This window comes from Jatrophihabitans sp. YIM 134969, from assembly GCF_054456675.1.
The window spans coordinates 1-12,882 of sequence record NZ_JBTJEQ010000044.1; the positions used below are offsets into that span (position 1 = coordinate 1).

General features: G+C 73.1%; 13 protein-coding genes. 2 read left to right on the top strand and 11 right to left on the bottom strand.

Annotation, left to right across the window (positions count from 1 at the left end; all coding sequences use genetic code 11):
• Positions 1-190 precede the first annotated feature (190 nt).
• The 4 genes from ACXR2U_RS18915 to rimO all read right to left on the bottom strand — a co-directional run bounded on the left by ACXR2U_RS18915 (position 191) and on the right by rimO (position 3,367).
• Positions 191-532, bottom strand: a complete 342-nt coding sequence (locus ACXR2U_RS18915; RefSeq protein WP_458826631.1) for a helix-turn-helix domain-containing protein — start codon at positions 530-532, stop codon at positions 191-193.
• A 194-nt stretch (positions 533-726) separates the two neighbouring features.
• The gene (locus ACXR2U_RS18920; protein ID WP_458826632.1) at positions 727-1,227 is read right to left on the bottom strand and encodes a CinA family protein; all 501 of its coding nucleotides are present in this window, start codon (positions 1,225-1,227) and stop codon (positions 727-729) included.
• Positions 1,224-1,805: a CDP-diacylglycerol--glycerol-3-phosphate 3-phosphatidyltransferase gene (gene pgsA / locus ACXR2U_RS18925; protein WP_458826661.1), complete on the bottom strand. Its 582-nt coding sequence runs from the start codon at positions 1,803-1,805 to the stop codon at positions 1,224-1,226. The genes ACXR2U_RS18920 and pgsA overlap by 4 nt, the downstream gene beginning before the upstream one ends.
• 122 nt (positions 1,806-1,927) lie before the next feature.
• Complete coding sequence (gene rimO / locus ACXR2U_RS18930; RefSeq protein WP_458826662.1) at positions 1,928-3,367, bottom strand: 30S ribosomal protein S12 methylthiotransferase RimO; 1,440 nt, start codon at positions 3,365-3,367, stop codon at positions 1,928-1,930.
• An 82-nt stretch (positions 3,368-3,449) separates the two neighbouring features.
• Here rimO and ACXR2U_RS18935 point away from each other — a divergent pair, with 82 nt between their 5' ends.
• Positions 3,450-3,980, top strand: a complete 531-nt coding sequence (locus tag ACXR2U_RS18935) for an amino-acid N-acetyltransferase (protein WP_458826633.1) — start codon at positions 3,450-3,452, stop codon at positions 3,978-3,980.
• A 125-nt stretch (positions 3,981-4,105) separates the two neighbouring features.
• Positions 4,106-4,246 (top strand): hypothetical protein, encoded by a 141-nt coding sequence (locus ACXR2U_RS18940; RefSeq protein WP_458826634.1) that lies wholly within the window; start codon positions 4,106-4,108, stop codon positions 4,244-4,246.
• A 10-nt stretch (positions 4,247-4,256) separates the two neighbouring features.
• On the opposite strand, the gene ACXR2U_RS18945 is transcribed toward ACXR2U_RS18940, so the two are convergent.
• The 7 genes from ACXR2U_RS18945 to ACXR2U_RS18975 form a co-directional block, all read right to left on the bottom strand.
• Positions 4,257-6,872 (bottom strand): DNA translocase FtsK, encoded by a 2,616-nt coding sequence (locus tag ACXR2U_RS18945; RefSeq protein WP_458826635.1) that lies wholly within the window; start codon positions 6,870-6,872, stop codon positions 4,257-4,259.
• A gap of 99 nt (positions 6,873-6,971) precedes the next feature.
• Positions 6,972-7,871, bottom strand: coding sequence for a 4-hydroxy-tetrahydrodipicolinate synthase (gene dapA / locus ACXR2U_RS18950; protein WP_458826636.1), 900 nt, complete (start codon positions 7,869-7,871; stop codon positions 6,972-6,974).
• 47 nt (positions 7,872-7,918) lie between these two features.
• Positions 7,919-8,569, bottom strand: coding sequence for a hypothetical protein (locus ACXR2U_RS18955; RefSeq protein ID WP_458826637.1), 651 nt, complete (start codon positions 8,567-8,569; stop codon positions 7,919-7,921).
• Positions 8,570-8,677: 108 nt separating this feature from the next.
• The gene (locus ACXR2U_RS18960) at positions 8,678-9,538 is read right to left on the bottom strand and encodes a nucleoside/nucleotide kinase family protein (protein WP_458826638.1); all 861 of its coding nucleotides are present in this window, start codon (positions 9,536-9,538) and stop codon (positions 8,678-8,680) included.
• Positions 9,531-10,373, bottom strand: a complete 843-nt coding sequence (locus tag ACXR2U_RS18965) for a PfkB family carbohydrate kinase (RefSeq protein ID WP_458826639.1) — start codon at positions 10,371-10,373, stop codon at positions 9,531-9,533. Before ACXR2U_RS18965 ends, ACXR2U_RS18960 begins: the two co-directional genes overlap by 8 nt.
• 53 nt (positions 10,374-10,426) lie before the next feature.
• Entirely contained in the window at positions 10,427-11,179 is a 753-nt protein-coding gene (thyX, locus tag ACXR2U_RS18970) for an FAD-dependent thymidylate synthase (protein ID WP_458826640.1), read from the bottom strand.
• A 23-nt stretch (positions 11,180-11,202) separates the two neighbouring features.
• Positions 11,203-12,696 carry a long-chain-fatty-acid--CoA ligase gene (locus ACXR2U_RS18975; protein WP_458826641.1) on the bottom strand — a complete coding sequence of 498 codons (1,494 nt, stop codon included), beginning with the start codon at positions 12,694-12,696 and terminating at the stop codon, positions 11,203-11,205.
• Positions 12,697-12,882 lie beyond the last annotated feature (186 nt).

The window sequence follows — 12,882 nt, forward strand, 5'->3', positions numbered from 1 at the left end:
GTGTACCGATCACCCATGCGCCGATCCTGACACGGGGCGGCGGGCGGGATCCGACGGGGTGGCACCGGGTGCCGGTCAGCGCACCCGAGAGCCCGTCGAGATGACAGGGTGAGGGCAGTCGCGACGTCGGTCATGGACGGACGGTACTGCCCGGGGCCGACCGCCCGGGGGCGGCGCGCCGGGTCCTGGCTCAGGCGGCCGGACGCCCGCCCAGGCCGCTGACGGCCGGGGTGGGACCACCGGGGCGCGCGGCCCGCAGCGGGGCGACACCCACGACCGCCTGCTGACGCGCCACTCGCTCCTCGCGGTAGAGCACGTCGGTCACCTCACGGAGCAACTCCGACATCTCGATGTCGAGGGCGCCGCAGATGGAGGCGAGCAGTTCGGAGCTGGGTTCCTTGTGGCCGCGCTCGACCTCGGACAGGTAGCCCAGGCTCACGCGGGCCTTCTGCGAGACCTCACGCAGGGTCTGCCGGCGACGCAGGCGCACCGCACGGAGGGTCTCACCGATCACCTGACGCAACACGGTCACGGGCGGGCCTCCTTCGCGGTGCGGCCGACCGCTCGGCGGGAGCCGGGAGGGGCCGTGTCTTCACGGTACCCGGCGGTGCCGGGCGGGATCGTGCTGGTGGGAACGGGGATGTCGGCCGCAGCCGTGACGGTGCTCATCTGACCGTTCCAACGCCTCACCCCGGATCGGTGTTCCCGACCCTGCGCCGACCCCGCTCAGGGTGCGGCGGCAGCGCGGCAGACGCCGGCGAGCAGGTCGACCGCCGCCTGCACGCTCGCCGCGCGGATGGCCGCACGGTCGCCCGCGAACACCCGCTCGGCGACGGTCTCGCCGTCGGGCCCCGCGACCGCGAGGAACACGGTGCCGACCGGACGGCCGTCCTGCTCCGTGGGCCCGGCGACACCGGTGATCCCGAGGCCGTAGTCGGCGGACAACCGCTCCCGGACACCCCGGGCGAGCTCGACCGCGACGTCCGGGTCGACCGCGCCGCGGGCCGCGAGCAGGTCCGGGTCGACGCCGGCGAGACGCGCCTTGAGGTCGGTGGCGTAGACCACCAGTCCCCCGCGCACGACGTCCGACGCGCCACCGGGCGTGGTGAGCGCTCCGGCCAGCAGGCCACCGGTCAGCGACTCGGCGACCGCCACGGTCCGCCCCAGCGACCGCAGCAGGCGGTGGAGCTCGACGATGGCGTCGGGGACCCCTGCCGGGCCGGTCACGCGGCGGTGCTGACGGGGGTGCGCCGCAACCGCAGCGCCTTGACCACGTAGTCGACCCCGGTGACGACCGTGACCACCAGCGCCGCAGCCATGACGACGTCGGCGAGGATCCGACCGCTGGAGGGCAGGGGCAGCACCAGCAGCCCGATCGCCACGCTTTGCAGGAAGGTCTTGAGCTTGCCGCCGCGGCTCGCGGGCAGGACGCCGTGCCGCAGCACCCACAGCCGCAGCGCGGTGATGCCGAACTCGCGGACGAGGACGACGACCGTCACCCACCACCACAGCAACCCCAGGGAGCTCAACCCGAACAGGGCCGTGCCCATGAGGGCCTTGTCAGCGATGGGGTCGGCGAGCTTGCCGAAGTCGGTGACCAGGTTGCGGCGCCGCGCGAGTTCGCCGTCGAGGCGGTCGGTGAGGGCGGCGACGGCGAACACCACGAACGCGGCGACCCGCCACGCGTCGGAGGTGCCGTCGCCGTGCCAGAGGAACACCCCGAACACCGGCACGAGCGCGATCCGCAGCACCGTGAGGTAGTTGGCCACGTTCATCGCCGACACCGGGTCGGCGGGGTCCGCCATCGGGTCGGGCTTGGGCGGCGGCAGCGGCGGCAGGCCCGCGGCGACCGGCCGCAGCCGGTGGGCCGCCGGGTCGCCCTCGGAGGGGTCCGACGGCGTGGCGTCGTGCAGTCCGCTCGCGCGGGTCACCGGGGCACCCCGGCCCCGGCGGTCACCCGCGCCGCGGCGACCAGGTCGACGCCCTCCGCGGCGACGACCTCGGCGAGCACCAGGTCGCCCGGTGCCACCGCGGTGGGCAGGTCGATCAGCGTGATGCTGCCGTCGCCGTCGGGTCCCTGGTGGGCGGCCCGCCCGACGGTCAGCCCACCGTCGACCTCCTCGACCAGCACCTCGACGGTCTCACCGATGCGGTCCTCGGCACGCTGGGCCATGAGCTCGTCGGCGATGGCCGTGACGTACTCGACCCGGCGGTCGATCTCGTCCTGGTCGAGGTGGCCGTCGAGGTGTTCGGCCTCGGTGCCGTCCTCGTCGGAGTAGCCGAACACACCGACGGCGTCGAGACGGCCCGCCTCGAGGAACGCGACGAGTTGGGCGAAGTCGTCCTCGGTCTCGCCGGGGAACCCGACGATGACGTTGCTGCGGATGCCCGCCTCGGGGGCGAGCGTGCGGATGCGGCGGGTGATGTCGACGAAGGCGTCGACCGACCCGAACCGCCGCATCCGGCGCAGCACGGCCGCCGAGGCGTGCTGGAACGACAGGTCGAAGTACGGCGCGACGTGCGGTGTGGCGGCGATGGCCTCGAACAGCCCGGGCCGCACCTCGGCGGGCTGCAGGTAGGCGACGCGCAACCGGGCCAGCCCGGGGACCTCGGCCAGCTGCGGCAGCAGCTTCTCCAACGCGCGCAGGTCGCCCAGGTCCTTGCCGTAGGAGGTCGAGTTCTCGCTGACCAGCGTGATCTCACGGGCGCCGTGCCGGGTCAGCCACGCGGCCTCGGCGAGGACCTCGGCCGGCGGGCGGGAGACGAACGAGCCGCGGAACGCGGGGATGGCACAGAACGTGCACCGCCGGTCGCACCCCGAGGCGAGCTTGAGACTCGCGACCGGCGAGTCGGACAGTCGGCGTCGTTCGGTCGGCAGCCACGCGTGACCGGGCACGGCCACCTCGGCCACGGCCGCGGGGCGGGCGACCGGTGAGATCGGCAGCAGGGTGCGGCGGTCGCGCGGCGTGTGGGAGGACACGGCGCGACCGGCCACGACGTCGTCGAGGGCGTCGCCGAGATCGGCGTAGCGGTCGAAGCCGAGCACGGCCGCGGCCTCGGGGAGCTGCTCGGCCAGTTCGGTGCCGTAGCGCTCGGCCAGGCAGCCGACGGCGACGACCTTGGCGGTGCCTCCGCTCGCCTCGAGCACGGCGTCGATGGAGTCCTTCTTGGCGCTGTCGACGAACCCGCACGTGTTGACCAGCACCACGTCCGCGGCGCCGTCGTCACCGGCGGCCACCTCCCACCCGGCGGCGCCCAGCCGACCCGCGAGCTCCTCGGAGTCGACGTCGTTGCGGGCGCACCCGAGGGTCACGATCGCGGCGCGGCGGGCCGGACCTCCCGGAACCGGTCGTCCGGGGGCAGGCACGGACGACGACGACACGCCTGGGAGCGTACCCGCGTCGCGGCCTGCCCCGGCCGTGTCCGCGACGGGTCCTAGGATCGCGCGGGTGTCCGCCCCCGCCGCTCTGCGTCTGCGGCACGCACGCGCCTCGGACGTCCCGTCGATCAAACGCCTCGTCGACGTGTACGCCGGGTCCGGCCGCCGCATGCTGGCGAAGGAACTGTCGACGCTCTACGAGGACGTGCAGGAGTTCACCGTCGTCGTGCGCGAGGACGACGCCGCACCGGACCACCGCGTCGTCGGCTGCGGGGCGCTGCACGTGCTCTGGGGCGACCTCGGCGAGGTGCGCACCCTCGCCGTCGACCCCGACTGGCGCGGGCGCGACATCGGCGCGGCCATCCTCGCCCGCCTGGTCGAGCGGGCCCGCGACCTCGAGCTGTCGCGGTTGTTCGCGCTGACGTTCCAGACCAACTTCTTCGGCCGGCACGGGTTCGTCGAGATCGAGGGCACGCCGGTCGACGCCGAGGCGTTCGACGCCCTGCGGCGTTCCTGGGACCCGGGCGTCGCCGAGTTCCTCGGGCTCGAGTACGCCAAGCCCAACACCCTCGGCAACAGCCGGATGCTGCTCGAGCTCTGAGCTCGGCCGCGACTGGCGGGGGTAGCGTCGGTGTTCCACCCGTCGCGGTCGGCTTCCTCCGACGCCCGTTCCGGACCCGAGTCCCGAAGACGTCGTGCGTTCCGCGCCGGTGTCGAGGAGTCCACATGGCCGGCAAGAACAAGGGCGGTCGCGAGGCCAAGAAGCCCAAGACCAAGAAGCCCAAGCTCAACATGTCGCAGCCGACGACCAAGGGCGTCGCCGAGCTCACGAGCAAGAACACGACCAAGCGGCCGAACGGCCGCTGACCGCGACGGGTCAGATGCCGGGTCGCACCTGCGGCCCGGCGTCGCCCTCGCCCCACTCGTCGACGTCGTCGTCCGAGGTCGAGGAATCGTTGTAGTCAACAACAGTTCCGCCGTTGCGCAGCGTGTACATCAGGCCGTCGAGGTCGTCGGGGACGACCAGCACCTCGCGGGCCTTGCTGCCCTCCGACGGCCCCACGATGTCGCGGCTCTCCATGAGGTCCATGAGCCGACCGGCCTTGGCGAAACCGACCCGGAGCTTGCGCTGCAGCATCGAGGTCGACCCGAACTGCGTCGAGACCACGAGCTCGACGGCCGCCATGAACAGCTCCATGTCGTCGCCGATGTCGCCGTCGACCTCCTTCTTGGCGCCGACGGGCGCGGTGACGTCCTCGCGGTAGGTCGGCTCCAGCTGCTGGCGGCAGTGGGCGACGACCCCGTTGATCTCGCTGTCCGTGACGAACGCGCCCTGGATGCGGGCGGGCTTGCTCGCGCCCATCGGCAGGAACAGGGCGTCGCCCTTGCCGAGCAGCTTGTCGGCGCCGGGCTGGTCGAGGATGACGCGGCTGTCGGCGAGCGAGGAGGTCTTGAACGCCAACCGGCTCGGGACGTTGGCCTTGATCAGCCCGGTGACGACGTCGACCGACGGCCGCTGCGTGGCGATGACCAGGTGGATGCCGGCGGCGCGGGCGAGCTGGGTGATGCGCACGACCGAGTCCTCGACGTCACGCGGGGCGACCATCATGAGGTCGGCGAGCTCGTCGACGATGACCAGCAGGTACGGGTAGGTCGTGTAGACCCGCTCGGATCCCGGCGGCGGCACGATCTCGCCGTTCTGGACCTTCTTGTTGAAGTCGTCGACGTGGCGGACGCCGGTGGCCTCCATGTCCTCGTACCGCATGTCCATCTCGCGCACGACCCACTGCAGCGCGTCGGCCGCCTTCTTCGGGTTCGTGATGACGGGCGTGACGAGGTGCGGGATCCCCTGGTACGCGGCGAACTCGACCCGCTTGGGATCGATGAGCACCATGCGGACCTGGTCCGGCGTGGCGCGGGTGAGGATCGACAGGATCAGCGAGTTGATGCACGAGGACTTGCCGGCGCCGGTCGCGCCGGCCACCAGCAGGTGGGGCATCTTGGCGAGGTTGGCGACCACGAACCCGCCCTCGACGTCCTTGCCGAGCGCCGCCATCATCGGGTGCTGGTCGCGGGTCGCGACGGCCGAGTTGAGGACGTCGCCGAGCATGACGACCTCGGGGTCGGTGTTCGGGATCTCGACGCCGACCGCGCTCTTGCCGGGGATCGGACTGATGATCCGGACGTCGGGGCTCTTCACGGCGTAGGCGATGTTGCGGGTCAACTGGGTGATGCGCTCGACCTTCACGCCCGCGCCGAGGGTGACCTCGTAGCGCGTGACCGTCGGGCCGCGCGTGAAACCGGTGACGTCGCAGTTGACGCCGAACTCCTCGAACACCTGGGTCAGCGACGCGATGACCTCGTCGTTGGCCTGGGTGTGCTCGAGGTGCGGTGGGCCCTCGTGGAGCAGCCCCGGGTCCGGCAACGTGTACATCCCCGCGCCGCCGGCCAGTTCCAGCTGGAGCGGCCGGTGGATCGGCTCCTCCTCGACCACCGCCGGGGTGGCGCGGATCGGCTTCTTCGCCCGCGCCTTGGCGGCCTTGGCGACCGGGGTCGTCTCGACCGGCTCGGCCACCACGCCGTTGATCGCGGCGTCGTCGAACGGGTCGTGGTCGAGGAGGTCGGCGTCGAACGGGTCCTCCGGCGGCGCGGCGGCGTCGTCGTCCAGACGCGGCAACGCACCGGTCGCGGTGAACGGCGAGACGTCCTCGTCCTCGCCCGCCTCGAGTTCCCGGATCGCGGCGCGCTCGGCCCGGGCGCCGGCGATCTGCTCGCGACCCCAGCGGAACGCGTCGGCCGCGCCCGCGGCGAGCGCCTGCAGCGGGGTGGCGGTGAGCACGAGCGCGCCGAAGGCGCCGAGCAGGAACAGCACGAGGACGGCGAGGTCGGCCGAGAGGCCGTGCTCGAGCGGGGCGGCGATCCCCCAGCCCAGCTCGCCACCGGCGAACGAACGGCCGCGGGCGGACTCCGGGGACCCGGAGTAGAGGTGCAGCAGGCCGAGGACCGACCAGCCGAACGCGATGGTCCCGATCGCGACCCGACCCCGGGTCTCGGGCTTGGGGGCCTGCCGCAGCATGTGGACGGCGACGACGACGAGCACCACCGGCACCAAGCCCGCGGCGTTGCCGAGCACGAGCCGGACCAGGGCGGTGAGCGCCCGGCCGACCGGCCCGGCGGCGTCGAGCCACATGGCGACGGCCCAGACGATCCCGACGGCCAGCACCCCGAAGGCGGCACCGTCGCGACGGTGCTCGGCCGGCAGGTCACGAGCGGTGGCGCTGCCCGCGGCCACGGTGCGGGCGAGGCCGCCGGCGACACCTGCCCCGGCGCGCCAGATCCCGCCCACCACGCTCGAGATCGCGGCGGCCGGCGGGCTCGCGGCCGGCTTGCCGCGTCCGGACGCCTTCGCGTTGGCGGCGGCGGGCTTCGCCGCCGACTTCCGGGTGGCCGGCCGGGGGGCGGACGGACGCGGTTTCGTCTGCGTGGGTGACACGCCCGCAACCGTAACCGTCGAGTGCAGCTGGAGGTTGCTGCCACGCGGGTCGGCGCCTCGCGGATCCCCCCACCGGGTCGACGTGCCGGGCGGGTGGTGTCAGACGTCGAGGCCCGCGGCGCGCATGTCCGCGCGCAGGTGGGAGATCTCGTGCTCGGTGGCGTCGACGAGCGGCAGCCGGACCGGGCCGGTGTCGCGGCCGAGCAGGCGCAGGCCGGCCTTGGCGAGGATCGCGCCCTGCGTCGCGAAGATGCCGGTGAGGATCGGCCAGAGCTTGCGGTGCAGGCGCAGCGCCTCGGACGGCACCCCGGCGTCCCAGGCGGCGAACAGCGCCTCGGTGTCGGGGCCGACCAGCTGGGTCGCCGTGCCGACCAGCCCGACGGCACCGATCGACAGCCACGGCAGCACCTCGGCGTCGTTGCCCGCGTAGTACGCGAGCCCGGTCTCGGCGATGACCCGCGCGGACGACGACACGTCACCCTTCGCGTCCTTGATCGCGACGATCCGGTCGTGGCGGGCGAGGGTCGCGAGCGTCGCGGGATCGATCGGAACGCCGCTGCGGCCGGGGATGTCGTAGACCATCACCGGCAGGTCGGTGCTGTCGGCGACGACCGTCATGTGCGCCGCGATCCCCGCCTGCGGCGGCTTGTTGTAGTACGGGGTGACCACGAGCAGGGCGTCGGCGCCCGCCTTGGCCGCCTCCTGCGCCAGGTGCACGGTGTGCACGGTGTCGTTGGTCCCGACCCCCGCCACCACCGACGCGCGGTCGCCAACCGCTTCGACGACGGCCCGGACCAGGTCCGCCTTCTCGGTGTCGGTCGTGGTCGGCGCCTCGCCGCCCGTGCCGTTGACGACCAGGCCGTCGTGACCCTGCTCGTCGACCAACCAGGTCGCGAGCGCCTGGGCGGTCTCGAGGTCGAGGCCGCCGGCGACGTCGAACGGGGTGACCATCGCCGACAGCAGCTGCCCGAACGGGGCCCGCGCACCTTCGATCAGCATGGGTCGAATCTACCGGCGCGGCGCCCGCGCGGGGCGCAGCCGGGCGGTCAGGCCCGCTCGCCGAAGGGACCGGCGAACCGACCGGGCCGGCCGGGCGGCGCCGGCGGCAGCGTGCGCGCCCGCGCGACGACGCTCGCGACCCGGACGACCTCGTCGCTGACGTCCGGGCTCGGCGGCGTGTCGTCACCGTCGCGGTGGACGTGGACGACGGTCACCCACAGTCCCTGCAGGTCACCGCGGCGCACCACGGTGAAGCGGCTGCCGGGCAGGAACACCGTCTCCTGCTCCTCAGGATGGTCGGTGAGCCCGGCGACGTCGCGCCCGCTGGGCCCGAACAGGGCCACGACCTCGTCGCCCGCGAAGTTCCAGGTGCCGATCTGTGGGTCGCGGCTGCTGCGCAACCACCCGCGTTCGACGTAGGTCCCGCCGACCTCCCACCAGTCCGCGCCCGCGCCGCGGAACGACATGCCGGGCATGGACGGGATGGCGGAGACCTGCGCGACGTCGTCGAGGTCGTCGACCACCAAGCCCGACACCAACGACGCGTCGCCGGACTGCAGGCTCCACGCGCCGACGTCGTGTCCCCTCCCGCTGGTCACCGAGGTGTCGGCGCCGCTCACGTCGGCGACGTCGGCCCCCGGGTCCGGCTGGACGGGCGTGCCCGCCGCGGTCTCAGCACTGCGTTCGGAGCTGGTCACCTCGTCGTCCTCCCCATCGGTCCACCCGGCGTCACGTCGCCTTGAACACGTTCAGATCCACGGGCCCCACGTTCCGGGGGTCCCGCCCGGGGGCGTGACAGGGGTTCCTCAGCAGGAGTGCCTGGTGAACCGGGCCGGCCACTCCCCCGTCTCCGCGCGCCGGCCGGCGGCGCCCGCCAGACCGGCCCGTAGGAAACGGCGGGTGTCGACGTCGGGGTGGGGGTCGCTGCGGTAGCGGCCACGGGCGTCGATCCACACCGCGACGCGCAGGGCGGGCTCGGTGGGTTCGCCGACCAGGTCGTACACGGCGCGGTCACGGTCGGCCTCGACGAGCGTCGCCTGCACCGACGCCGACCCGGTGCGCGGCCGGTCGGAGACCACGAGGTCGGCGAGGTGACGGGTCGTGGCGACGAGGTCGGCGTTGCGCTGGTCGGAGCCGGTGGCCCACCGCCGTGCCGTGTCGGCGTCCTCGCCGTAGCCCCGCCGCCGCTCGACCAGCCGGCGTTGACGTTCGGCGTCGGGTACGTCGAGGTACCAGGTCTCGTCGAGGACGTCGCGCACCGCGGGCCAGGTCAGCAGGTAGTTGCCCTCGGTGACGACGAGGGTCACCGCGGGGTCGACGGCGATCGCACCGGCCTCGGCCAGCTCGAGCTCGCGACGGAACACCGGCGCGTAGACGACGTCCGTTGCACCACACAACCGTTGCAGCAGGTGCAGGTAACCGTCGACGTCGAAGGTGTCCGGCGCGCCCTTGCGGTCGCGACGCCCGAGCGCGACCAGCACAGGGTCGGCGAGGTGGAAGCCGTCCATGGGCACCACCACCGCTCGGTCGGGTCCCAGGGCGTCGACGATCGCCGAGGTGACGGTCGACTTGCCCGCGCCCGGCGCACCCGTGACACCGAGCAACCGCCGCTCTCCCTCCGACGCCAGCTCCGTTGCACGCTGCACCAATTCGTCGAGATCAGGCATCGGCCAGCTCCGCCAGGCGTGGGTCGGACCGCCAGGCGTGCGGCCCCACGGTCGTGACCCGGACCGCCGCCACCCGCGCCGCCCAGTCGAGGACGGCCGGGAACTGCTCGACAACCGCGGGCAGCCCGCGTTCGGCGATCCGGTGGGCGACGGCCCCGTGGAACACGTCGCCCGCGCCGAGGGTGTCGACGACCTCCACCGGTTCGACCGCCACCTCACCTCGTCGACCGTCGCGCGTCCCCCACGTGATCGCGGCGGCCCCCGCGGTGACCGCCACGGCCGCGGGGCCGGCGGCGAGCAGCTCGTCGAGCCGGCCGACGTGGTGGGCCGAGGCCACCACGACGTCCGCACGGGGAACCACCGTGTCGAACACGGGTTTCGGACGTCCGAGGTCGACCACCACCGGCGCGTCGACCTGCTCCGCCCACGCTGTGACGGCCAGCGCGAGCGTCGGGTGGTGGCCGTCGACCAGGACGACGTCGGGCCGGTCGGACCCGAACCGCGGCGGCGCGAGCACCGGCGCGTCGGAGGCGTCGGGTGAGGTGATGCTGCGGCCCTCGGGGCTCACGCGCACCGACGAGATCGCGGGCATCCACTCGGGATCGCCCGCGTTGGCGTCGAGGACGCTGACCCCGCCCGCGGCGAGATCGGCGGCGATCAGGCGTCCGACCGGGCCGCCGAGCGCCGTGAGCAACGCGGTGCGCGTACCGGGTCGCGCCCCGGCCAGCGCGGCGAACGCCAGCGCGGCGACCGCGGCCGGGCCGCCCGCCGCGACGTCCTGCCGGGTCGACGTGGCCTTCTCGTCGGCACCGGGAGCCGCCTCGACGTGGTGCACGACGTCGAGGGTGGCGAGGCCTGCGAACAGGCCGTAGGGACCGGGCAGAGCGTCTACCCCTCGGTCGACATCGGGCTGGCCGCGACCTCTGTGCCGTCGGGCAGGGTCAGGATCTCGAAGTCGGCGAACACGTTCGGCGCCTTCTCCGAGACCGCCCGCAGGCACTGGATCGCCAGCGCGCGGATCTCGACGTCGGCCGCCTCGGCGGCGCGCATCGCGATGAAGTGCCGCCACGCGCGGTAGTTCCCCGTGACGACGATCTTGGTCTCGGTCGCGTTCGGCAGCACCGCCCGCGCCGCCTGCCGGGCCTGCTTGCGCCGCGAGGTGCCGTTCTCGACGTCGGCGAACTTCTTCTCCAGGCCCTCGAGCAACGCGCCGTACGCCTCGATGGTGGCGTCGGTGATCTCGAGGAACTTCGCGTGCAGCTCGGGGTCCTCGGCGATGACGTCGGGCTCGACCATCGCGGCGTCGCGCTCCGGCACGTACCGCTGCGAGAGCTGCGAGTAGCTGAAGTGCCGGTGCCGGATGAGCTCGTGGGTGAGCGAACGGCTGATGCCGGTGAGGTAGAGCGTCACCGAGCCGTGCTCGAGCACCGACAGGTGGCCGACCTGCAGGATGTGGTGCAGGTAGCCCTTGTTCGTCGCCGTCGCCGGGTTGGGCTTCTTCCAGCTCTGGTAGCAGGCCCGCCCGGCGAACTCGGCGAGCGCCTGCCCGCCGTCGGCGTCGGTGTCCCACGGCACGTCGGCCGGGGTCTCGAAGTGCGTCCAGGCGATGACCTGGACCCGGGGCGGGACGATGTTCGGCACGTCCCGGAGCCTATCCGCCGCGACTACTCCGGCAGCGGCGCCTTGACCTCGCGTCGCAGGATCTTGCCCGTCGGCCCCTTGGGCAGCTCGCCCACGATCCACACCTGCCGCGGGTACTTGTAGCCCGCGACCCGCTCCTTGACGAACGCGATGATCTCCTCGGTCGAGACGTCGGCGCCCTCCTTGAGCGACACCGCCGCACCGACCTGTTCGCCGAACTCGTCGTCGGGGATGCCGACCACCGCCGCCTCGAGGACGGCCGGGTGCTCGTACAGCACCTCCTCGATCTCACGGGGGTACACGTTGAGCCCGCCGCGGATGATCATGTCCTTCTTGCGGTCGACGATCGTGAAGAAACCCTCGTCGTCGACGGTGGCGAGGTCGCCGCTGCGGAACCAGCCGTCGCGGATCGCCTCCGCCGTCGCCTCGGGCTTGTTCCAGTAGCCCTTCATGATGTTGGGGCCCTTGATCGCGATCTCGCCGACGGTGCCCGCGTCGACCGTGTTCCAGTCGTCGTCGATCAGCCGCATCTCGACCCCCGGGATGGGGGTCCCGATCGTGCCGGGCTTGCGACCCACCGCGCGCATGTTGAACGACGCCACGGGCGAGGTCTCCGACAGGCCGTAACCCTCGAGGATCGCGCAGTTGAACGCCTCCTCGAAGGCCTTGAGCAGTTCGACCGGCAGCGCGGAGCCGCCGCTCGCGCAGGTGACCAGCGACGACACGTCGGCGTCCGCCCGCGACGGGTGGTGCAGCATCGCGCCGTACATCGTCGGGACGCCCTCGAACACCGTCACCCGGTCGCGGCCGATGACCTCCAGGGCCTTGGCCGGGTCGAAGCGCGGGATGAGGGTGAGGACCGCGCCGACCGAGAACGCCGCGTTCATCCCGCACGTCAACCCGAAGACGTGGAACAGCGGCAGACACCCCATGACGACGTCGTCCTCGGTGATGGTGACGATGTCGTTCGCCGAGACCGACGCGTTGATCCGCAGGTTGTCGTGGGTGAGTTGCGCGCCCTTGGGGCGCCCGGTGGTGCCGGACGTGTAGAGGATGACGGCGTCGTCGCCGCCGTCACGGGTGACGACCTCGCCCAGCGGGTCGCCCGAGAGCAGGTCCTCGGCGCCCATCACGCCTGCGGGGTGGAACGACGCCCCGGTGACACCCGCGGCCTTCTCCGACTCCTCGCCCATCGGCGCGAACGCCACGATGGCCTTGGCCCCGGAGTCCTCGAGGAAGTACTCGATCTCCCGGGCCTTGAGCAGGGGGTTGAGCGGGACGACCACCGCGCCCGCGAACTGGGCGCCGTAGAACGTGACCGGGTAGGCGAGGACGTTGGGCAGCACCAGGGCGATCCGGTCCCCGGGCTCGATGCCCGCGGCCTGCAGCCCGCCCGCCACCTTCCGCGCCTGCGCCACGAGATCGGCGTACGTGAGGACGACGTCGTCGAGCTTGACGGCGGGCCGGTCGGGGAACTTCTCGGCGGTCGCGAGCAGGACGGCGCTGAGGTCGGTCATGACGGTCGCACTCCCTCGTGTGACGGGCTGTGACACGCAAACCTAGGCCATCGCGCTCGGCCCGACCTGTGCAAGACGCGGACACCCGAGCGGCCGGGACTGGCCCGGCTGGGCGCAGACGGTCTCGGACAGCAGAACACCGCCCGGCCGGGCCGCCTCGTGGGAGACGGCCCGGACCGGACGGGT

Bases quoted from the DNA above. Each gene is read 5' to 3' on its own strand.
- ACXR2U_RS18940 (WP_458826634.1), top strand. From the start codon at position 4,106: ATGGCCGGCAAGAACAAGGGCGGTCGCGAGGCCAAGAAGCCCAAGACC.
- dapA (WP_458826636.1), bottom strand. From the start codon at position 7,871: ATGCTGATCGAAGGTGCGCGGGCCCCGTTCGGGCAGCTGCTGTCGGCG.
- ACXR2U_RS18975 (WP_458826641.1), bottom strand. From the start codon at position 12,696: ATGACCGACCTCAGCGCCGTCCTGCTCGCGACCGCCGAGAAGTTCCCC.
- ACXR2U_RS18960 (WP_458826638.1), bottom strand. From the start codon at position 9,538: ATGCCTGATCTCGACGAATTGGTGCAGCGTGCAACGGAGCTGGCGTCG.
- pgsA (WP_458826661.1), bottom strand. From the start codon at position 1,805: ATGGCGGACCCCGCCGACCCGGTGTCGGCGATGAACGTGGCCAACTAC.